Here is a 19,465-nt window from a genome sequence, read left to right on the forward strand (position 1 = left end):
GCCGACTTAGCAAGGGTTTAGCTATCTTCGATTAGAGTTGCTAGTCCTTGCTTGATTAAAATCTGAGCATTTAGCGTCGGCAAAGATGCCACATCCTCAGCGGTGAAGGGTCCATAGGACTTCATGTCTGCACCCATAATGGCTGGAATAGACTTTGTGAAACGCAACGTTAAACGTTTATGAGTGACATGAGCCACAGGTGGTTTGAATTCTGTTTTAGTGGTCTGTAATGTTTGTTGTGCGGGTTGGGTGATTTGGTTTGTTGTTACTGTTATGGGTGTTTGTTCACCCTGTTTGAGGTTCTCTGCAAACTGCATGTAGGTCTCTGCAAAGCTGACAAAATTTTGACACATCTTGGTTTCTTCTTCAGTGAGTAGTTCGATGGGGGCTCTGTGGAGGCGGGTGATGGTTTTGAGGATTTTTCTGTACCGTAGCTCCAACAGTTCGCTAAGCATGTGTTCTACGTTTTTAGTTTCATGCTCCAGCAGATTAACCTTAACAGTTTTTTTATCAAGGGGTTTGGTGTTTTCTTCTTTAATGTGTGATAGGTACTCTGTGATTTTGAGGTAGAAATCTGGCTGTAGTCCCCCAAGTGTGGGGTCATCGATTTCACGGCGCCAAGCTGCATAGAGTTGGTTATACATTAGGGTGCCACCTCAGCTCTTTTTTTGCATATGAGTAAGACCGCGGCAGCTACAGGTAGCTCAACGGTTTGGTTTTTGTATGGACCCAATGTTTCTCCACTCATCCTAAACTCTGGTGCGTCAGATACCAACACTTTCACTTTTCCCTTTTTAAAAGCTACCGCTTCAGTAAAGGGGTCAAAACTTTGTAGTTCTTTAGATTTAAATTCGACTTTTTTGAGTCCGGTTTTGCCATGAAGAGTGCCGTTCATACGGATGAGCCTATGAGTGTCAGTGGTAACCACGGTGTCAATTTTGGCTGCCTGCTCTTGGCGAATATGCTCTGTGAGCTTTAGCCATGTCTGAACACTGACGCCTGGGATGCTTTCCCACAAACCTTCGTTTATAGCACGTTTGATAATGGTTTCTTTGCTCTCAAGTAAGGTCTTGTTTTGTAATCCTGCTTCTTTGAGATCTGCGGGCAGGGCACTTTCAAGAAAGGTTTGCATGCCCCGTTTTAGTCGGCGGTTCCAGCCATAATTGTGCAGATTAAATTTCTTTACACTGGGCTTTTTTTGCGGTTTTTCTTCTTGGGGTTTTGGTTTATTTTTCTCCAAGAGACTTAACCCCAAGCCGGTTACGTAATCGACGATTTCTCTTCTTGCCATGGCATCTAGGGATCGTATGGTTTCGCTTTCAAGATGTATGTGGTAGCCGCGGTGTCCCGAAAAAAACACTCTAACCTCATCTTGGGCAAAACCAAAATCATTCTCCAACATGTCAAGCAGTTTAGCAACTTCGTTACGTGCAGATGCTATACAAAGATCACATGCCCAGATTTTTGTTTCAAACTTTGTAGCTCCACAGCAAGGGCAAACCTCAGGTGTTGTGCCCCGGCCCTCAAAGCCACATGCTACACAGCGAAATTCATCATGAATCTTATTACAAGCGGTGGGTATGTGATCAGCATCTATATCAAAAACCACATCACTGCCTATCCAACCCTTTTTATCCATATCAAAATCTGGATTATCATAATAGGCACAACTATGATAGACATCTGAAGGCACCGTATCAGCTAAAACAACTCGAAAGTTGGCAATTTGCTCAAAACGCCTATGACGCACCATAAATTTTTCTCTAAACATGAGATAGCCAAATTCACGTTGATGCGCCAGAGGCGGAGCAGGCACAGCATTAGCGGGATCACTGTAGAACTCACTAAACAGCTGATAGACAAATTCTCTAGAATCCAACCCCATATACTCGCCCGATATGAATGGTATGTAAACTACCACCAATTTAACCTTGACCCGCAAAAAACCCAAACTATCCCGCTTGGCATCTAATGCCTACGCCCGCTCTAACCTGAGCTGGTAAGAGAACGCGCTGTTTACTTTTTATGTTGGCAAAACACCCTCAGCTAAGCAAAACCTTGTTTGGTATCTTTCTGCCCAGTTCTATGTTGTGCACAAGGTTTCTTTGAGCATATTTTCCTTTTTGTTCTTGGATGCAGAGCAGAACTCTTTGATCTCTCGGTAAGTGTATCGAAGTTTTCAAACAAATTTATTAACCAAACCGCAGTGATAAGCTAAATATAACTGTACTGTATGCTGTGAGCGAGGAAGAGAGGTTAATGTTTAAGCTTAAAGTGTCTGATGCTAAATTACTTCGAGACATGGCAACTGCCATCTCTATTTTGGTCGATGAAGCCACATTTAAAATCGAACCCGATGGACTCAAATTGCGCGCGATGGATCCATCCCGTGTCGCTATGATCGACTTTGAGTGGCCAAAAAGTATCTTCCAAGAATATGACGCTCCCCAGTCCAGCAAAATGTGTCTCAATATAAGTGAACTTCTCAAGCTTCTCAAACGTGCTGGTAAAGAAGAAGCTGTCGAGCTTTGTCTTGATGAAAAAACAGGTAAACTCCAAGTCAGCATAACCGGAAAGTACGTCCGCAAATTCACCATGAGTCTGCTTGAACCAAGCGAGGAAGAAGTACCAACACCTAAAATCAGCTTTAACATCAAAGCCAAAACCACCACCACTGGTCTTAGCCAAGCAATAGAGGACGCACAACTAGTGAGTGATCACGTTAAAATCGAAGCCGAACCCGAAAAACTCACCCTGAGCGCATCAGGTGACATCATGGGCGCAACTATAACCATCCAAAAAGGCAACGATGCACTGTTGGATCTTGAAGTCAAGGAAAACGCTAAAGCAACCTTTAGCCTCAGCTATCTCAGTGAGATTATAAAAGCCGCTTCAGCAACAAGTGACATCGCAACCCTAGAATTCTCAACCGATATGCCAGTCAAAATCGATTTTCAGCAGACCAAAGAGGGCAAACTAACATTCTTCTTAGCACCCAGAATTGAAACCGAATAAAACAATTCATAACTGATTGTTGGGTTCACCAACAACTTGGAAGCCCCTCGGGGTCTCCAAACCTGCTCTTCTTAATATGATTTTAATCAAGTAATTTATGCAAATAATTTCAGTTAATAATCCCTTGCACAATAGCGCTCTGCTTTTAAGTGTAAGTATGTACACCGCAAATACTTGCATTGATCATCTGTATCTACTGTTGGTTAAGCAAGGGAATAGTCGTAGTGGCGGATATTCTTAATGTTTATTAATTTTCTTTCCTTTTCTATTTATGAGTCATTTTAATGGGTTATCAATTAGTCGAGAACGTTAATCACTCTGAGATAGGCGTAATATTGCCAACATTTGGTGAAGCTGACAACATAGCTCAACTGATTGAAGATATTGAAAACCTGCATTTGGACCTATCCATCCTGGTGATAGATGATTCAAGCCCCGATGGAACCGCTCAGATCGTAGAGGAAAAACAAACCAAATATTCCAATTTGTTTCTCTGTAGTCGACCCAAAAAATTGGGTTTAGGCACTGCTATAACTGATGGCTTTAAAATTTTTCTCTCACAAAACCAGCCGCCAAAATACATTCTCACCATGGACGCTGATTACTCCCATAATCCCCAAGACCTGCCCAAACTATTAGCAGTAATGCAACAATACGAATGTGCCATAGTCATAGGTAGCCGCTACAGCAAAGGCGGTAAAATCCTGGGCTGGCCCCTTTCACGAAAACTCATTAGCAAAACCGCTAACACACTCGCCCGAACTTCGTTGGGATTGGATCTTAAAGACTGCACCAGCGGCTATCGTTGCTACGCCACTATTTTTCTCAGAGAAGTCATCAATAATCTGCACAGCCACACCTATGAAATCCAAATTGAAACCATACGACAAGCGGCCCTTAGAAATTTCCAAGTTAGAGAAATCCCTGTACTGTTTGTGAACCGTAAACACGGTAAATCCAAGCTGACTTGGAATGAAATTCAGAACTTTCTCTCATACACATTTCGAACTGTTTGGCATCTTTGAGTGCCCTTTATTTGGGTAATTGGTAAGTATTAGGGTATACCTCTTAAACGGTTGTCGGTAGTGTTGCAAACGATAGCTGACCACTAACAACCTTCTATGGTTGTTAGATCAAAGTTGATTGACGGTAATTGTGTTCTAAACATCATAACCGCTTGTTTACGTCGTTATGGCAAGGTTTATAACTCGTTGTACTATTTGCTAAAGGCGCGAAGCGGATGATCAATGGGACATCGTAAACATCATGCTCCAAGACATGGTTCATTAGCCTACTTACCGAGGCATCGTGCTAAGAAACCAGTAGCACGTATTAGATACTGGCCTCAGATAAAGTCAGACTCACCTAGGCTTTTAGGATTTTCAGCCTACAAGGCAGGTATGACCTACATCTTTACTATCGAAGACCATAAACGGTCACCAAACTTTGGTAAAGAAGTTATGCGGGCCACAACCATATTAGAAACGCCGCCGATTCTTATCTGCGGTATAAGAACCTACACAAAGACCCCCTACGGTTTAGAAAACATAACTGAAGCTTGGATGAAGGAACCTCCAACTGAGCTTGATCGCCTTTTGGTCTTGCCAGATGCCTTCAACACCGAAGAAATGCTTCAGAAAATTCAAGATAACCTTGAACGTACCGATTTTGTACGTGTTATAACCGCAACTCAGCCGACCCAGACCAGTCTCTCCAAAAAGAAGCCAGAGACCTGCGAAGTTCAAATCGGCGGCGGAAGCATTGCACAACAATTCGAATACGCTAAACAACTTCTTGGAAAAACCGTTGCACCTGAAGAAGTCTTCAAAGACGGTCAATACATCGATGTTGCAGGTGTAACAGTGGGTAAAGGTTTCCAAGGTCCAGTTAAACGCTGGGGCGTAACCAAGCTACAACACAAAGGTAGAAAAACCAAACGAGGCATCGCCACGTTGGGTCCATGGAATCCACACCACCTCATGTACAGCATTGCACGTGCAGGTCAAACCGGTTACCATCAAAGAATCGAATTTAACAAACGTATTCTAAAAATCGGCAAAGATGGTAAAGAAGTCACCGTTAAAGGCGGCTACATCCGATATGGCGAAATCAAAGGACCATACATCCTAATAGATGGAAGTATCCCTGGTACTGAAAAACGTATGATTCGCCTCCGCGTTCCTGCACGGCCTCCAACAGAAGCCCCTGAAGCACCACCACAAGTAACATATATCTCACTGGAGTCTCCTCAAGGAAAATAGGTTGAATGACGTATGGCACAGAAAACCGCAGAAATCTTTGACTTACAAGGCAAAGCTAAGGGAACAATAACTCTTCCCGCAGTATTCCAAACCCCGCTAAGACCTGATGTGATTAAACGCGCAGTCTTAGCTATACAATCTAAACGTATTCAGCCACAGGGCAGAGACCCCATGGCCGGCAAGAAAACCACTGCTGAATCACGCGGAACCGGTAGCGGCATCGCACGTGTTCCCCGCGTTAAAGGCGGTAGCGGCAAAGCAGCCTTTGCTCCAAGCACCGTTAAAGGCAGACAACCCCATCCACCACGTGTAGAAAAAATCATAGTTAAAGACATACCCAAAAAAGAAGCTAAACTCGCTTTGATATCTGCCATCGCTGCAACATCTGAAAAAGAAGTTGTTGCCGCCCGCGGACACAAAGTTGACACAGTCATCGGGTTGCCCCTAGTTGTCGAGGACACCATCGAAGGCTTGTCAAAAACCAAAGAAGTTGAAGAAGTTTTTGCAAGCTTTGGCTTTGATGCTGAACTTACACGCGTCAGAGACAGCCGCAGTGTCCGCGCAGGCAAAGGCAAACGCCGAGGCCGTAAGATGAAACAAGCCGTTGGCCCCCTCATCGTGGTGGTTGACGATAAAAGTTTAGCAAACGCCGCCAGCAACATCCCTGGTGTGCAAGTAGCTACTGTCAATAGCCTCAACACTGAAATGCTCGCTCCGGGAACTCATCCAGGCAGACTAACCGTCTGGACTAGCGGTGCAATAGACAAATTAACAACTCTTTATGGAGAATCAGCCTAATGAAGCCAGATGAAATAATCCACTACCCCCTAATGACTGAATCCGCCAGCATCATGGTTGAAAAAGAGAACAAGCTTATCTTTATGGTCAACTCAAAAGCAGGCAAAGCTGACATTAAACGCGCTGTCGAGGTCATGTATGAAGTTAAAGTAAAAGACGTTAACGTACTTATCACACCCCAGGGTGTCAAAAAAGCATTCGTGAAGCTCACACCTGAATTCCAAGCTTCCGACATCGCAATAAAACTTGGAATCCTCTAATAATTTGTAGAAGGCTTGACTATGGGAAAACGTATTCGTGTTCAAAGACGGGGTCGCGGCGGGCAAAACTTCCGCGCCTCAACTCATAAACGTGTTGCACCCGCAAAGTATCCACCAATTGCTCCAAAGGAATCTTTTGAAATTGAACTCCTAGGTGTCATAGTGGACTTAGTTCATGACCCTGGAAGAGGTTCACCCCTTTCACTAGTTGAATTTGAAGACGGCACACTGATGTATAGCATCACACCTGAGAGCGTCTTTATCGGTCAGGAAATAGTCTACGGCGGAAAAGCACCCGCTGAAATCGGTAACATTATTCCATTGGGTAAAATGCCTGAAGGAACCTTAGTCTGCGATCTTGAACTTCGCCCCGGAGACGGCGGCAAAATGGCTCGTAGCTCAGGTGCATATGCAACAGTAGTCGGTCACACCCCCCAGGGTACCATGATCCGTCTACCCTCAGGCCGAACCCGCTACGTCAACGATTACTGCTTAGCTACAGTAGGTGTCATTTCAGCTTCTGGACGCATCGAGAAACCGTTCCTTAAAGCCGGTGAAAAATATCACCTCATGAAAGCCAAAGGCCACAAGTACCCACGTACAAGCGGCAGAAAGATGGTTCCAGCCGTACACCCCTATGGTAGTAGCAAAAAGAGCGCTCGCAGAACAACAACAACCTCACATGGTGCTCCACCAGGACAAAAAGTCGGCTTAATCGCCGCCCGCGGACCCGGCCAGAAAAAGAAACGGGCCATCCGAGGATAAAAATTAACAGGAGAAACAAAAAATGCCCAAAGAATTTAGCTACCGTGGACACAGCCTCGAGAGTCTCTCAGGCATGTCTATGGATGAATTCATCAACCTGCTCCCGTCACGACAAAGAAGAAGCCTCCAACGCGGCCTAACACCCGAACAGCGCATCCTACTTGAGAAACTACGCACAGCCAAAGAAGCCAAAATCACCAAAGAAAGCGGTATAAAAACCCACGTTCGCGACCTCATTGTGCTACCTGAAATGGTTGGCGCAAAAATCAGCATACACAACGGTAAAGAATTTGTCGGCGTAGACATAAGACCTGAGATGATCGGCCACTATCTTGGCGAGTTTGCCATAACAAACAAACCTGTCCGCCATGGTACCCCTGGTATCGGTGCTTCTCGTTCTTCAATGTATGTGCCTCTAAAATAACCCTTTTCTTTTTATTTTCTTAATATTTTTGTTGATGCTTTTGTATACGAGCGGTGCTTGGCAGATAGCAACTAGCGTACTGTGACGATTCTGGTTAAGCAGATCTATTGTTTGGTTAAATAGTTGTTGCTGGCGGCATGCTTTTGCTGTTTGGTTATTTGTTTTTGCTGTCCTTTAAGATGAGTGATCCGTCAACGTAAGCAAAGCTTTGCGGGGGTTTAAAACCTGAAAAAAGTTTGAACGGATCTTTTTCATATTTTAACTTTACTGCTTCTTTAATTTCAAGTGCATAGATTATGTCGACGTCTTTGCAATAGGTGTCAAATTTCTTTTTGGTTGTGCCGCTTGTTTCTTTGCACTTCTCCCAAATTTCTTCTGGGGTGCCTGAATGAATGGTTTCTATGCTAAACCAGCCCACAATTTTTTGTGATGGGGTGGTTTCATAAACAAATACTCGGTCGATATGTTCTTTGGGTAGTTTTCTTCTGAATTCAACCTTTTTTTCGCCTGAGAAGATTTTTTCAGAAGATTTTGGTTTAATTGATAGTAGTACTTCCATTGTATTGTGCCCCTCTGCATATTTTTAATGTCTTTGTAGGTTATATGTGAATCTCGCAGATTAGTTTTTGTATTGAATATTGTTCTAGTTTGAGCGTTTTGATGTTGTTTTTGGAAGGTTGGTTGTGTGTTAGTATACTGAGATTTTGGCTACTCCGGGGACTTTTAGTAACTCGGGGATCAGTTCGCCTGGGATTTTGCGTTCTACGATAAATGTTAGTTTGGGTTCGGGTGAGAGTTCGGGGTCGTCTACTATGGCTTGACGTATGCTGAGTCCTGCGTTGTTGAGGATTACTGCGGTGTTGGATAGGATGCCCAGGCCGGTGGCGTTTGTGGGGGTGATTTCTACAACGCCTAAGTTGAGGTGTTTGGCGATTTCTTTTAGGCTGTGGCCTGCGGGGCGGATTTGTTCAAATATCATGCGTAGTTCGGGGTTGTTGTGGATGCTGCTTAGGGTTTCGTTGACTGTGCGGCGATCAACGTTTGCGGCTCGGGCAACTCGGATTGGTGGGATTTCGATTTTGTTGACATAGATTTTATTGTTTTTGACTGATAATCCGTTTTCGATAAGTACGCGTGTAACTTTTAGGCGTTCGGGGTATTGTTGGAGTTGTGTTTCAATTTTTCCCCACATTTATGTTCTCTCATGTAATATTTTGTACATTAAAGTATAAATGCGTATCTACATGCCCTGTTTTTAAAATCTAACAACCTATAACCCCCCACAACACAACACTGCTAACAAGAGCTCAAAATCAAACTATCTCGCCTATACACTACATTAGAAACAAAAACAACCTAACCATGTACAAAACTGTACAGAAAAGCCTTAAATAAATCAAACAAAGAACCAATCACAGCAAAGGCGAACTAAATTGCCCGACAAAAAAATCCTTCTCCCCGAATCTGACATACCAAAACAATGGTATAACATCGTCCCCGACCTACCCCACCCCCTGCCACCCTTTATCGAAGCAGAAACAGGGAAACCCGGCGTCGGCATAGTCCCCAAAATATTCCCCAAAGCCATCATCGGACAAGAAACCAGCCAAGACCGCTGGATAGACATCCCCGATGAAGTCCGAGAAATCTACAAAATCTGGCGCCCCAGCCCCCTTTTCCGCGCCACAGGCCTCGAAAAAGCACTAAAAACCCCCGCCAAAATCTACTACAAATATGAAGGAAGTTCACCCTCAGGCAGCCACAAAACCAACAGCGCCGTACCCCAAGCATACTACAACATGAAAGAAGGCATCACCCGCGTCACAACCGAAACCGGCGCAGGACAATGGGGCAGCGCACTCTCATTTGCCACCAGCATATTTGGCATAGAAGCAACCGTCTACATGGTCCGCGCAAGCTTCGAACAAAAACCCTACCGCAAAGCCATGATGAACGCATTTGGAGCAACTGTATATGCCAGCCCCAGCCAACAAACCCAAGCCGGCAGAAACATCCTAGCCGAAGACCCCCAAAACAAAGGCAGCCTAGGCGTCGCCATAAGCGAAGCCGTCGAAGACAGCCTAGAAAGCGAAAAAACAGGCAAAAAAGCCAACTACACAATCGGAAGCGTCTTCAACCACGTCTGCATGCACCAAACAGTAGCCGGACTAGAAGCACAAAAACAACTAGCACAAATCGAAGAATACCCCGACATCGTCTATGGTTGCATAGGCGGCGGAAGTAGCTTCAGCGGACTATACTGGCCCTTCTACTACGACAAAGTCTCCAAAAAAGCCCCCAAAGAAACCCAATTCATAGCCGTCGAACCAACCGCATGCCCCAAAGTAACCCGCGGCTACTACACCTACGACCACGGCGACACCGCCAAACTAACCCCCCTAGTACCCATGTACACCCTAGGCCACGACTTCATGCCAGCACCCATCCACGCAGGCGGACTACGCTACCACGGCATCGCCCCAACCATGAGCGTACAAGCCAAAGAAAAACAAATAACCACACTCTCAGTTAACCAAGTAGACGCATTTGACGCCGCCAAACTCTTCATCCGCTCAGAAGGCATCATACCCTCCCCAGAATCAACCCATGCCATCAAAGCAGTCTGCGACGAAGCCCGAAAATGCACCCAAACCAACACCACAAAAACCCTGCTATTTGCACTAACAGGCCACGGCTACTTTGACATGTCCGCATACGACGAATACTTCAACGGACACCTCCAACCCTACGAATACCCCGCAGAAAAAGTAGCCCAATCAATGGAAAAACTACGCAAACTCTACCCCTGGCTCAACGACATCACAAAACAATACATCGGATGCGAAACCTACTAACCCCAATCATCCTCCTTCTCCCTCCCTTTCCAAAAAACCTGCCCTTTCTTTTATTAACCCTCAGCCACCACTAATGATGATACTTTTGATCACCAAACCACCTCCCTCAATTCCAAACAAAACCCTTGGCTTTATCATAAACCCCATAGCAGGCATGGGCGGCACCGTCGGCTTAAAAGGCACAGACGGACAACAAACCCTCAAACAAGCCCTAGCTCTGGGCGCTGCACCCATCGCAACAAAACGCGCCCAAACCTTCCTAACCGAACTCTTGTCTGCTAGACCCCACCTCAAACTGATTGTAGGCGCCGCAAACATGGGTGAAACTGAAGCAAAAAAGCTAGGCTACACCTACAAAGTCATCGGCGAAACTAAACCAAAAACTACCCCCAAAGACACTCAAAGCATTGCCAAAGCCGTTGCTGAAGCCGGCGTAGATTTACTGGTCTACTGCGGCGGAGATGGCACAACACGGGACATCCAAAAAGCCATCGGTATGACCTTACCGGTGCTGGGAGTGCCCACAGGTGTCAAGATGCACAGTGCTCTTTTTGCAACCAGCCCACAGGCAGCCGCTAGAGTTGTGATTGAGTATTTATGGAACGGACTACCGTTACAAGAAGCTGAAGTTATGGATATCGACGAACAAGCCTTCCGAGAGAATCATCTCTCCGCGAAATTGTATGGTTATATGCTGAGTCCTTTTGAGCCACATCTAATTCAGGGCAATAAAATGGAGAGCCCCATCACCGAAAACGAAGTAGAAAACCAAGCGGCAATCGCTCTCTACATCCTAGAAGAAATGCAACCCGGCGTCCTCTATATTGTGGGTCCAGGGACCACCACTCGCACCGTTGCTGATCTAATGGATCAGAAAAAAACCTTATTGGGTGTCGATTTATTCTTAGATAAACAAATAATTGCCCAAGACGTAAGCGAAAAACAAATCCTAATCCACATAAACACCAAACCTACAAAAATCATTGTCACACCCATCGGCGGCCAGGGCTTCATATTTGGCAGAGGCAACCAACAAATAAGCCCCAAAGTCATCCGCCAAGTAGGTATAAACAATATCTTTGTCATCGCCACCAAAAGCAAACTAGCCAAATTCAAACATCTACGAGTAGACACAGGCGACCCCGAACTTGATGAAACATTTAGACAATCAGGCATCAGAGTCATAGTAGACTACAAGATCACCCAACATATGCCCATAGAGTAATAACTGCCCTAACTTGACCTGTTTTTAAATACTCGAGTAACAGTAAACAAAAGGAGACTGGTAAAAATGATACCCATTAACAAACCGCAAACAGATGAAGCAGAAGTCCAAGCTGTATTAGAAGTTATGCGTAAAGGCCCCCTAACAAACGCACTAGGCGCTGGACCTAAAGTCTTAGAATTTGAAAAAGCATTTGCAGAGTTCGCAGGTACCAAACACGCGGTTGCTGTTAACACCGGCACCGCCGCATTACACGCCGCAGTTATGGCAGTAGGCGTCAGACGTGATGATGAGGTCATTTTGCCCAGTTTTACTTTTGTTGCAACCGCCGAAGCCGTGGCTCTATCAGGTGGCAAACCCGTCTTTGTAGATATCGACCCAAAAACCTACAACCTCTCACCCACAGCAGTAGAGAAAGCTATTACCAAAAAAACCAAAGCCATCCTCCCTGTGGATCTCTACGGATTCTCTGCTGACATGAAACCCCTGCGGGAAATCGCTGACAAACACGGTTTGGGCTTAGTTGAGGATGCCGCTCAAGCGCATGGCGCCACCTATGCAGGCAAACCTGTCGGTTCCTTTGCTGATGTTGCCTGTTGGAGTCTCTATGCAAGCAAAAATATGATGGCCGGAGAAGGCGGAGTTATAACAACCAACAGTGATAAACTCGATGAAATCCTTCGCATGATACGTACACATGGTGAAAAAACCAAGTACGCCTCAGAAATGCTGGGTAACAACTACCGCATGATAGAATTACAAGCCGCCATAGCTAATGTACAGTTAACAAAATTACCCTCGTTTGTCGCAAGACGCCGCAGAAACGCTGAACAACTCACCAAAATTCTACAACAAAGCAATAGACTTGTTTTGCCCTACGAAACCCCCGAGAACAAACACAGCTGGTACCTCTACACCGCTCGACTAATCCAAGGTACTCCAGATGCTCGCGACAAACTCCTAAACGATCTCAAAGCCAAAGGCATCGGCGCCGAAGCTTACTACATAAACCCCGTCAATACTATGCCCTTCTACCGCAACAACTATGACGCCCAAACATTGCCAGAAACCGAGCAAGCGGCTAAACAAGTGTTTTCTCTGCCCATTCATCCCGAAGTAACCGAGGAAGAGATAGAATTCATCGGCAAAACAACCCTCACTCTTCTTTAACCGGCGACGGACAGATAACATGTATAAGTAGCTATACCCTTTTGGTTCTACTTGTATTCTCTATGGCGTTCATAAAAGTGATCAGGCAAGTTTACACATTACACCTATGTTTGACTATATAGTTGGGTTGAGTAAATTTGAGATAACGTTAAATTACCCTTTGACCATACACTCTATAATTTGTTATTTTCTAAAGGGGTATGCAAATGAGTAATGATGAAGGCGTTTCCCGCATAAAAATTAAGTTTCTCATTGAAGCTTTAGGTGAAGCTGAAGGTGAACTTGTTCGCTTTTTAGCGCCACGAACTATAGATGCTATTGTGCGCAAATTGCCCATGGAGGGCCGGGCTGCTTTGTGGAAAGAGGAGGTTTATTTTGAGATTCCTCTAAAGATGGGTGAAGAAAAAGCTAAACCCATTGTTGAGGCAGGGACTATTGCGTTTTGGCCCATGGGTGGTGCATTGTGTGTTTTCTATGGTAAGAGCCAGCCCTATAGTCCTGTGAGCATATTGGGAAAAATTACAAGTAACTTGGAGTTGTTCCAGCAGGTTAAAAGTGGTTCAACTATCAAAGTGGTTCTTCTTTCATCTTAAAAAGTTATAGGGAGCTGTCTTTCCACAGCTTTAGGAGTCGTTCACATTCTTCTTTAATTTCTTTATCTTTACTTTTGTCTTTGAGGGCCTCTAGAAACTCTACGCGCTTAGCGATTGAACGTTTTTCTGCGGGACCTCCGTAGTAGAGTTTGCCTTGCATATACTCATGCATGCTGGATGCTTTTTGAACAAAAAGACTGGCGGCATCTACTGGATTGTCTACTGCGAACTTGTTTGCCCAGATGGAAACCTCTGTTTCACGAAGTTGAGTCATACCATCAATTTCTACGATCTTTCGGATGTAGGTCTGTAAATATTCGTAATAGTCTGCAGTTTTTAGATGTTCGAGTGCTTCTTTGACTTTTTTGATAAAGTCGGATTTGCCATCAATACTTAGGTCGTGTTTGTATCCTTGATCTATGAGCAACCTAGCCGCTTTAAGTTCTTTGTTGGTGTATACTTTTTCAGGAAAACTCAAGTGAATAAACTCCAAAAAATTAAAAAGCACAAGTCCGCTTACGCGGCTGGCTTGTAGATTTTTAAGCTATGGCTTCCAGAGACGAGTTGTATTGCACCGTTGTTTTCTAGTTGCTCAAGGAAGTCTTTTGCTGCACTGATGCGTATACCATAGCGTGTTGCAACTGCGTATGGTGTCAGTACGTTCATCTTTTTGACTTCTGCAACGATTTTATCATCCTTGACATCGGGAGCCATGATGCTGATGGTTGTTTTCTTCTGTGGGGGACCCCCTGCCTTTTTGTCTTTCTTGTCTTTTGATTTATCATCAGCTTTATCTTCTTGTTGTTTTTCCATCTGCTTTATGCCGAGCTTCTTTTTTCCACCCATTGATTTTTTCACCTTGCTAAATAGTTTTAATTCACATCTAGACTGTCTGGCTTATTTCAACCTTATGCTTATCTTGCCACTCTTTAATGGGCATGCCAAATTTCTTTTCCACCTCAGCACGGTGAATAGAGTTCATGGTGCAAAACGGTATGATGCGTCCCCCTGGTACAGCATAGTGTATAACACAATTTTGGATGCGTTCGAGGTCAAAGTTGTAGGGATCCATAAAGTGCATAGATGAAATCAGCACAGCTGAGCGTGCAAAGTCCCCTAGTGATTTATAGTCGCCATTCACCAACACTTTTAGCACATATTTGCGCAGAAAACTGAATTTTATATGCCGACCCGCACCAATGAGACGGAGTTTAGCTTTGCTTTTGTTGTTTTTTGCGGCATCATCATAGACACTTTGCAGGGTGCTGACAAATTTTTCAATATTGCCATAGCGCGTGATGGGTGTGATTTTTCCGTTTTCGATAAATACAAAGGTAGCCATGCCGCAGTGGGGATGTGCTGTGAATTCGACATAGCGCTTATCTTTAATGGCACCCACTGCTTTGGAGACAGGAACCACAACTGGGATCGGATAGAAATCGCTGACCTTGATAACGCCCTGGGTTTGTTCTTCAACTTTTGCCATAAAGTCAGGAATGGTTATGCGCATCTTTTCACGCTCATCAGCAGGCAGACGTCCGCATAGTGAGACAGGTTGGACGTTTATACATCTGATAACATCGCTGTTTTTTGCGGCAAAATCAATAATATCGCCTAACTGGTTGTCATTGACACCCTTTACTAATGTGACCACAAGTACTGCACTATTCCAGCCCGCGGCCCGTAGATTCTCAATCGCCTTTAGTTTTATATCAAGTAAATCAACACCGCGGATGTACTTGTAAACTTCTGGGGTTAGGCCATCAAACTGTAGATAGATAGTGCTGACCCCGGCTTCTCTTAGTTGTTTACAAAACTCTACATCTTGGCTTAAGCGCAACCCATTGGTGTTAACCTCCACATGGTTAAAGCCAAGCTCTTTTGCTTTACGAATCATATCGGGGAGTTCTTTGCGAATGGTCGGTTCTCCGCCGCTAAACTGAAGCGCCTGCGCTGGTACCGGTTTGGTTTCACGCAGATTCTTTAGCATATCCACAATCTGCTCCATTGTCGGCTCATAGACATAGCCGGCATAGTTTGCATTGGCAAAGCAGACGGGGCATTTAAGGTTACATCGATTAGTAATATCTATGATTGCCAGCGCAGTGTGGCTTTTATGCTGGGGGCAAATACCACAATCACTTGGGCAATCTAGTTTTTTCTCAGTGTGAGGATTCTCAACACCTGTGCCCTCACAACGAAACTTTTCAGCCCGAACATATTGGTCATAGTCCGACCAATAGAGTTCACTATATGGCCCATGTTGAGGGCAGGTTTTTTTAATAAATACTTTGCCTTGATCCTCATAGATGGTTGCATCAAGAGGTTTGAGGCATTCAGGACAGATACTTTGAGTCTGTTTAATATCTTTCATATCAGTGCCTTCTGGAGGATAGACTACTTTCTTTTCGAAGGGCTTAAGAGTCAATGATGATAATAAGGTTTCCAAACGTTTCCTACGGTGATTGAGGGGAAAGCATGACAGCAAATGAGGAAACCCGCAGTACCCTGCGAGAAATGGGCCTAAACGCCTACGAAATCGACGCCTACATAGTTCTGCTAGCTGGTGGCGAGATGACGGCTATGGAAATTAGCAGTCAAGCCAGTGTACCCTACAGTAAAATGTATGAGGTCCTAAACAGCCTCAAAGAGAAAGGCTGGATTAAAAGCGGCGAAAGTCGTCCCTTTAAATACTATCCCGTGCCTCCCCTAGAAGCTGCCCGATCAACCAAGTTGCGTCTTGAAGACAAATATGTCAGCTGGGAAAATACTATCGTTGAAACTCTCCAGCCTCTCTATGAGAAGCGTGAACTTGTTGAGCGACCTGATATGCTTATTTTGCGTGGCCAACAGGCGGTACTCACAAAGCTCGAGGAGATTTTTAAGAAAGCCTCAGTGGAAATTGTGGTTGCCGCGCCCGAGTTCGCTAAACCCCTGATTGCACTTGCTGAGCCGTTGCTTGGTTCGGGACTCAAAAAGTCTGTCACCATGAAGTTGATGGCCGCGGGCAAAAAAGAGGATTGGCAGTTCATCAAAAAATACTCCGGTTTGGGTGCATTGCGTATTCGTGATCACATGTTTGGCGGGGGCATCATAGCAGATGGTAAAGAGGCAATGCTGTTTTTAGGCGAGGATAAACCTAGCCTTGTTATTTGGAGTAATCATGTGGGGTTAGTGGGGTTTGCACGAGAGTATTTCCAGTTTCTTTGGGACTCATCTGAAATCGCCTAACTTTTTTATGGATCTGCTGAGAAGGTTGTTTGGGGTAGTTCAACGGTGAATCGTGTCCCTTTGCCTGCTTCGCTTTCAAATGTGATGGTGCCGTTTAGTGCTTCTACGAGGCGTTTAACAACGGCTAAACCTAGCCCTTGACCTTTTGATTTGGTGGTAAATAGAGGTGTGAACATTTTGTTGCTGACCTCTTTGGTGATGCCTATTCCCGTGTCCTGTATGCTTATTGTTGCCACATTGTTTTCTACGTCTGTTTTTATTGTTAGTTTGCCTTTTTCTTTCATTGCTTGAACTGCGTTAGTTACAAGGTTTGTTAGAATTCTTTGTATATAGCTGATGTCGGTTTTGATAGGGATGGGGATTTGTTTGCTGTCTATTGTGACCTCAATGCTCTTTGGGACGTTGATGGTTAATAGGGTGCTTAAAATCAGGTCTGAGAGGTTTGTGTTTTGAACGTTGGGTTTGAGGGGTCTTGTGTAGTCTTGGAGGTCGCTGATGATTTTGTTGATATAGTTTAGGTTGTGGTTGACTGAGTCTATGCTCTCGGTTATGACTTGTTTGCTTTGTTTGTCTGGCATGGTTTTGATTTCTTCTAAGATAAGATACATGTCGCTGGTTATGGCTTGCAGAGGGTTTCGAATGTCATGTCCAACCATACTGGCGGTTTGCCCAATAGCTGCTAGACGTTCTGCACTTTGGAGTTGTCGTGCTCTTTGTTCGGCGAGTTTTTCCATTTGGTTAGCATATTCTTCAAGCAGAACCGTGTTTTCTTCTAGTTTTTGTTGTGCTTGGGCGTGTGCGTGTTCGGTTTGTTTTAACTCATCTATGTCTGTAATGTAGATGCGGATTTGTTGGGTTTGGGGCACAAGGGAGAATTGTTGATGATACCAGTGTTTGTCGATCTTTGTTTCTCTTCCCAGAGTGTTTGTTTTTTTTATTTCAAAGGTTTCTTTGATATGTTGCCAGTCTGAAAAGAACTCGTGATTTATTCCCATTGTTTTAAGGTTAGGAAACAACTTTTCGGTTGCAGGGTTTGCGTAGTTTATTTTTCCCTCGAAATCTACTTCAAGTATGGCGTTTGGGCTAAGGGTTGGAAAGCTGGCTAACCGGGAGATTTCTTTTTCTATTTGTTCTCTTTCTGTTATGTCTATGTTGGCCTCAAGAATACTTTCGATTTCTCCCTGTTCAGTTTTTTCCACAAGCCACCAGCTTTGCATAGTCCGGGTGCGGTTATCCTTAGTTTTTTGAGTAACTATCCCTGTCCAGCTTTGTTTGTTTTGCAACTCTGAAATAATGGTGTCAAAGGGTTGGGTGAATTTAGTCTCTAGTAGTTCATGGGTAAATTTTCCTACGGCTTCAGTTTTGGTCCAGCCGTAGGTTTTTTCGGCGCCTTTGCTCCAAAAAGTTATGGTGCCATCGATTTTGCGAACAATATTTGCCACGGGGCTTAGATCGATTAATGCGGCTTGTCGTTTGTTTGCTTCTTGAGCTTTTCTGTGTTTTTTACAATCTTGAAAAACAAAAATAACACCGGGCATGATGCCGTCAGCTGTGATAATTGGTGTCCCGCAGTCTGCAATGGGAATCTCGGTGCCATCTTTGCGTATCAAAAGTGTTTGGTTAGCTAAACCGGTGATAAATCCCTGTGTTAGAACTTTTGTGACTATATCTTTTGGTTTCTGTTTTGTTTGTTCATCTATTATGTGAAAGATTTGTTCTATGGGTTTTCCTGTTGCTTGTTTTTCACTCCATCCCGTTAATTTTTCGGCAACAGGATTCATGAATGTGATTATGCCTTTAGTATCGGTTGTTATCACGGCATCACAGATGCTCTTTAGGGTCGTGGCCCAGCGTTCTTCATTTTCATGCAGGGTTTTTTTATGTTCAATAACTTGTTGTGTGAGTTGGTCACGGTATTTTTTGAGTTCGGTCTCGTTGCGTTTGTGTTCTGTTATGTCGATAACGGCTTCTAAGATATTGGTTGATCCATCATAATCGATGAAGGGATAGCTAAAGCTGTCATAGTATTTGCCATCGGGTCCAATCCATTCCCATCGGATGGGTTTGTTGGTTTTGAGTGCTTTGTAGGCTTCACAGTTTTCGCATGGTTGATTGCGGTTAAATATGACTTCATGACAGTATTTTCCCTGATATTGGCCAAAAATTTTGCGAAAAATGCGGTTTCCAAACAATATTTTATGATCTTTATCTATCAAAACAATATGGAATGGTAATGTTTCCAATACATTATATAGCCTTTGTCTTTCTTTAATTAGCTCCTCTGTGCTGGTTTGTATTTTTCTCTCCAAATCCGCTTTTGTTTGCCTTAGTTCTTCTACAGTTTCTATCTGTGATGGAATCTCTTTAAAAACAACCGCAAAGTAACCGTTTTGAAGACTGTAAACTGAGCTATGGTGCCCTCTGTTGTGTGCTTTAGAATACTGCTGCTCGGTGGTGCTAGATTTACCGCTCAATATGACCGCGCCATAGAGCTGAATCAAACTATCTATGTTCTGCTTTTTCTTAGCAAACACCTCAGTTGCTCTTCTACCGATTACCTCCTCTCTTTTGAGGTTGTTAATTTTCCCATAGGCCTCATTAATATCTAGGTAGAGCCAGTCAACCGGATTGTTTTTTTCATCAGTTAATATCTTGCAATATGCAATGCCCTCTGAGAGTTTAGATAGAAGACCTGTAATCTGCTTATCAGACGTTATGTTCTGCATTCCCTTATCAACCGTCTAAACAGTCTATCATTTTTGACTATTACTATTTAATAGAGTTTCGCATTGTCGCCGAAAAACCCGCTAAACACCAACAAAAATATATGAACTGCTGAAAATTTATCGACAGATACGTATGGTTAAT

Annotated in this window: 20 protein-coding genes; 12 read left to right on the forward strand and 8 right to left on the reverse strand. The window is 44.1% G+C overall.

Annotated elements, in window-relative coordinates; translation table 11 throughout:
- Nucleotides 1-17: 17 nt before the first annotated feature.
- Both FWF39_RS00360 and FWF39_RS00365 read right to left on the reverse strand, forming a co-directional pair.
- Nucleotides 18-644: a hypothetical protein gene (locus FWF39_RS00360; protein ID WP_343381442.1), complete on the reverse strand. Its 627-nt coding sequence runs from the start codon at nucleotides 642-644 to the stop codon at nucleotides 18-20.
- Nucleotides 644-1,921: a DNA primase small subunit domain-containing protein gene (locus tag FWF39_RS00365; RefSeq protein ID WP_343381443.1), complete on the reverse strand. Its 1,278-nt coding sequence runs from the start codon at nucleotides 1,919-1,921 to the stop codon at nucleotides 644-646. The genes FWF39_RS00360 and FWF39_RS00365 overlap by 1 nt, the downstream gene beginning before the upstream one ends.
- Before the next feature lie 338 nt (nucleotides 1,922-2,259).
- On the opposite strand from FWF39_RS00365, the gene pcn reads away from it, so the two are divergent.
- The 7 genes from pcn (at nucleotide 2,260) to FWF39_RS00400 (ending at nucleotide 7,523) form a co-directional block, all read left to right on the forward strand.
- Nucleotides 2,260-3,015, forward strand: coding sequence for a proliferating cell nuclear antigen (pcna) (pcn, locus tag FWF39_RS00370; protein ID WP_343381444.1), 756 nt, complete (start codon nucleotides 2,260-2,262; stop codon nucleotides 3,013-3,015).
- Between the two features lie 284 nt (nucleotides 3,016-3,299).
- On the forward strand, nucleotides 3,300-4,040 hold the full coding sequence (locus FWF39_RS00375; RefSeq protein WP_343381445.1) for a polyprenol monophosphomannose synthase: 741 nt from the start codon (nucleotides 3,300-3,302) through the stop codon (nucleotides 4,038-4,040).
- 222 nt (nucleotides 4,041-4,262) lie between these two features.
- Nucleotides 4,263-5,276, forward strand: a complete 1,014-nt coding sequence (locus FWF39_RS00380) for a 50S ribosomal protein L3 (RefSeq protein WP_343381446.1) — start codon at nucleotides 4,263-4,265, stop codon at nucleotides 5,274-5,276.
- Nucleotides 5,277-5,288: 12 nt separating this feature from the next.
- A complete protein-coding gene (rpl4p, locus tag FWF39_RS00385; protein WP_343381447.1) occupies nucleotides 5,289-6,074 on the forward strand; it encodes a 50S ribosomal protein L4 in 786 nt (261 codons plus the stop codon).
- Entirely contained in the window at nucleotides 6,074-6,334 is a 261-nt protein-coding gene (locus tag FWF39_RS00390; RefSeq protein WP_343381448.1) for a 50S ribosomal protein L23, read from the forward strand. Before rpl4p ends, FWF39_RS00390 begins: the two co-directional genes overlap by 1 nt.
- 21 nt (nucleotides 6,335-6,355) lie before the next feature.
- A complete protein-coding gene (locus FWF39_RS00395) occupies nucleotides 6,356-7,099 on the forward strand; it encodes a 50S ribosomal protein L2 (protein ID WP_343381449.1) in 744 nt (247 codons plus the stop codon).
- Nucleotides 7,100-7,121: 22 nt separating this feature from the next.
- Complete coding sequence (locus tag FWF39_RS00400; RefSeq protein ID WP_343381450.1) at nucleotides 7,122-7,523, forward strand: 30S ribosomal protein S19; 402 nt, start codon at nucleotides 7,122-7,124, stop codon at nucleotides 7,521-7,523.
- A gap of 154 nt (nucleotides 7,524-7,677) precedes the next feature.
- Here FWF39_RS00400 and FWF39_RS00405 read toward each other — a convergent pair whose 3' ends face one another.
- Both FWF39_RS00405 and FWF39_RS00410 read right to left on the reverse strand, forming a co-directional pair.
- Complete coding sequence (locus FWF39_RS00405; RefSeq protein ID WP_343381451.1) at nucleotides 7,678-8,082, reverse strand: hypothetical protein; 405 nt, start codon at nucleotides 8,080-8,082, stop codon at nucleotides 7,678-7,680.
- 129 nt (nucleotides 8,083-8,211) lie between these two features.
- A complete protein-coding gene (locus FWF39_RS00410) occupies nucleotides 8,212-8,715 on the reverse strand; it encodes an amino acid-binding protein (RefSeq protein ID WP_343381452.1) in 504 nt (167 codons plus the stop codon).
- Between the two features lie 241 nt (nucleotides 8,716-8,956).
- On the opposite strand from FWF39_RS00410, the gene FWF39_RS00415 reads away from it, so the two are divergent.
- The 4 genes from FWF39_RS00415 to FWF39_RS00430 all read left to right on the forward strand — a co-directional run bounded on the left by FWF39_RS00415 (nucleotide 8,957) and on the right by FWF39_RS00430 (nucleotide 13,366).
- Nucleotides 8,957-10,378: a TrpB-like pyridoxal phosphate-dependent enzyme gene (locus FWF39_RS00415; RefSeq protein ID WP_343381453.1), complete on the forward strand. Its 1,422-nt coding sequence runs from the start codon at nucleotides 8,957-8,959 to the stop codon at nucleotides 10,376-10,378.
- Between the two features lie 85 nt (nucleotides 10,379-10,463).
- Complete coding sequence (locus FWF39_RS00420; protein WP_343381454.1) at nucleotides 10,464-11,603, forward strand: ATP-NAD kinase family protein; 1,140 nt, start codon at nucleotides 10,464-10,466, stop codon at nucleotides 11,601-11,603.
- A 66-nt stretch (nucleotides 11,604-11,669) separates the two neighbouring features.
- The gene (locus tag FWF39_RS00425) at nucleotides 11,670-12,773 is read left to right on the forward strand and encodes a DegT/DnrJ/EryC1/StrS family aminotransferase (protein ID WP_343381455.1); all 1,104 of its coding nucleotides are present in this window, start codon (nucleotides 11,670-11,672) and stop codon (nucleotides 12,771-12,773) included.
- Between the two features lie 206 nt (nucleotides 12,774-12,979).
- Complete coding sequence (locus FWF39_RS00430; RefSeq protein ID WP_343381456.1) at nucleotides 12,980-13,366, forward strand: cyclophilin-like fold protein; 387 nt, start codon at nucleotides 12,980-12,982, stop codon at nucleotides 13,364-13,366.
- A 4-nt stretch (nucleotides 13,367-13,370) separates the two neighbouring features.
- On the opposite strand, the gene FWF39_RS00435 is transcribed toward FWF39_RS00430, so the two are convergent.
- From FWF39_RS00435 to tes, 3 genes are read right to left on the reverse strand one after another with little or no spacing between them, the layout of a single operon-like run.
- A complete protein-coding gene (locus FWF39_RS00435; protein WP_343381457.1) occupies nucleotides 13,371-13,844 on the reverse strand; it encodes a hypothetical protein in 474 nt (157 codons plus the stop codon).
- Nucleotides 13,845-13,882: 38 nt separating this feature from the next.
- Complete coding sequence (locus tag FWF39_RS00440; protein WP_343381458.1) at nucleotides 13,883-14,212, reverse strand: 30S ribosomal protein S25e; 330 nt, start codon at nucleotides 14,210-14,212, stop codon at nucleotides 13,883-13,885.
- 37 nt (nucleotides 14,213-14,249) lie between these two features.
- The gene (tes, locus tag FWF39_RS00445) at nucleotides 14,250-15,815 is read right to left on the reverse strand and encodes a tetraether lipid synthase Tes (RefSeq protein ID WP_343381459.1); all 1,566 of its coding nucleotides are present in this window, start codon (nucleotides 15,813-15,815) and stop codon (nucleotides 14,250-14,252) included.
- Between the two features lie 29 nt (nucleotides 15,816-15,844).
- Between tes and FWF39_RS00450 the strand changes: the two genes are divergently transcribed.
- Nucleotides 15,845-16,597: a helix-turn-helix domain-containing protein gene (locus tag FWF39_RS00450; protein WP_343381460.1), complete on the forward strand. Its 753-nt coding sequence runs from the start codon at nucleotides 15,845-15,847 to the stop codon at nucleotides 16,595-16,597.
- Nucleotides 16,598-16,602: 5 nt separating this feature from the next.
- On the opposite strand, the gene FWF39_RS00455 is transcribed toward FWF39_RS00450, so the two are convergent.
- Complete coding sequence (locus FWF39_RS00455; protein ID WP_343381461.1) at nucleotides 16,603-19,323, reverse strand: PAS domain S-box protein; 2,721 nt, start codon at nucleotides 19,321-19,323, stop codon at nucleotides 16,603-16,605.
- Between the last annotated feature and the right edge of the window lie 142 nt (nucleotides 19,324-19,465).

It is taken from the genome of Candidatus Bathycorpusculum sp., assembly GCF_009778815.1.
Classification (GTDB): domain Archaea; phylum Thermoproteota; class Bathyarchaeia; order Bathyarchaeales; family Bathycorpusculaceae; genus Bathycorpusculum; species Bathycorpusculum hydrogenotrophicum.

Coding starts and splice junctions, on each gene's coding strand:
- FWF39_RS00360 (WP_343381442.1), bottom strand. CDS start 644: ATGTATAACCAACTCTATGCAGCTTGGCGCCGTGAAATCGATGACCCC.
- pcn (WP_343381444.1), top strand. CDS start 2,260: ATGTTTAAGCTTAAAGTGTCTGATGCTAAATTACTTCGAGACATGGCA.
- FWF39_RS00375 (WP_343381445.1), top strand. CDS start 3,300: ATGGGTTATCAATTAGTCGAGAACGTTAATCACTCTGAGATAGGCGTA.
- FWF39_RS00380 (WP_343381446.1), top strand. CDS start 4,263: ATGGGACATCGTAAACATCATGCTCCAAGACATGGTTCATTAGCCTAC.
- rpl4p (WP_343381447.1), top strand. CDS start 5,289: ATGGCACAGAAAACCGCAGAAATCTTTGACTTACAAGGCAAAGCTAAG.
- FWF39_RS00390 (WP_343381448.1), top strand. CDS start 6,074: ATGAAGCCAGATGAAATAATCCACTACCCCCTAATGACTGAATCCGCC.
- FWF39_RS00395 (WP_343381449.1), top strand. CDS start 6,356: ATGGGAAAACGTATTCGTGTTCAAAGACGGGGTCGCGGCGGGCAAAAC.
- FWF39_RS00400 (WP_343381450.1), top strand. CDS start 7,122: ATGCCCAAAGAATTTAGCTACCGTGGACACAGCCTCGAGAGTCTCTCA.
- FWF39_RS00405 (WP_343381451.1), bottom strand. CDS start 8,082: ATGGAAGTACTACTATCAATTAAACCAAAATCTTCTGAAAAAATCTTC.
- FWF39_RS00410 (WP_343381452.1), bottom strand. CDS start 8,715: ATGTGGGGAAAAATTGAAACACAACTCCAACAATACCCCGAACGCCTA.
- FWF39_RS00425 (WP_343381455.1), top strand. CDS start 11,670: ATGATACCCATTAACAAACCGCAAACAGATGAAGCAGAAGTCCAAGCT.
- FWF39_RS00430 (WP_343381456.1), top strand. CDS start 12,980: ATGAGTAATGATGAAGGCGTTTCCCGCATAAAAATTAAGTTTCTCATT.
- FWF39_RS00440 (WP_343381458.1), bottom strand. CDS start 14,212: ATGGGTGGAAAAAAGAAGCTCGGCATAAAGCAGATGGAAAAACAACAA.
- FWF39_RS00450 (WP_343381460.1), top strand. CDS start 15,845: ATGACAGCAAATGAGGAAACCCGCAGTACCCTGCGAGAAATGGGCCTA.
- FWF39_RS00455 (WP_343381461.1), bottom strand. CDS start 19,323: ATGCAGAACATAACGTCTGATAAGCAGATTACAGGTCTTCTATCTAAA.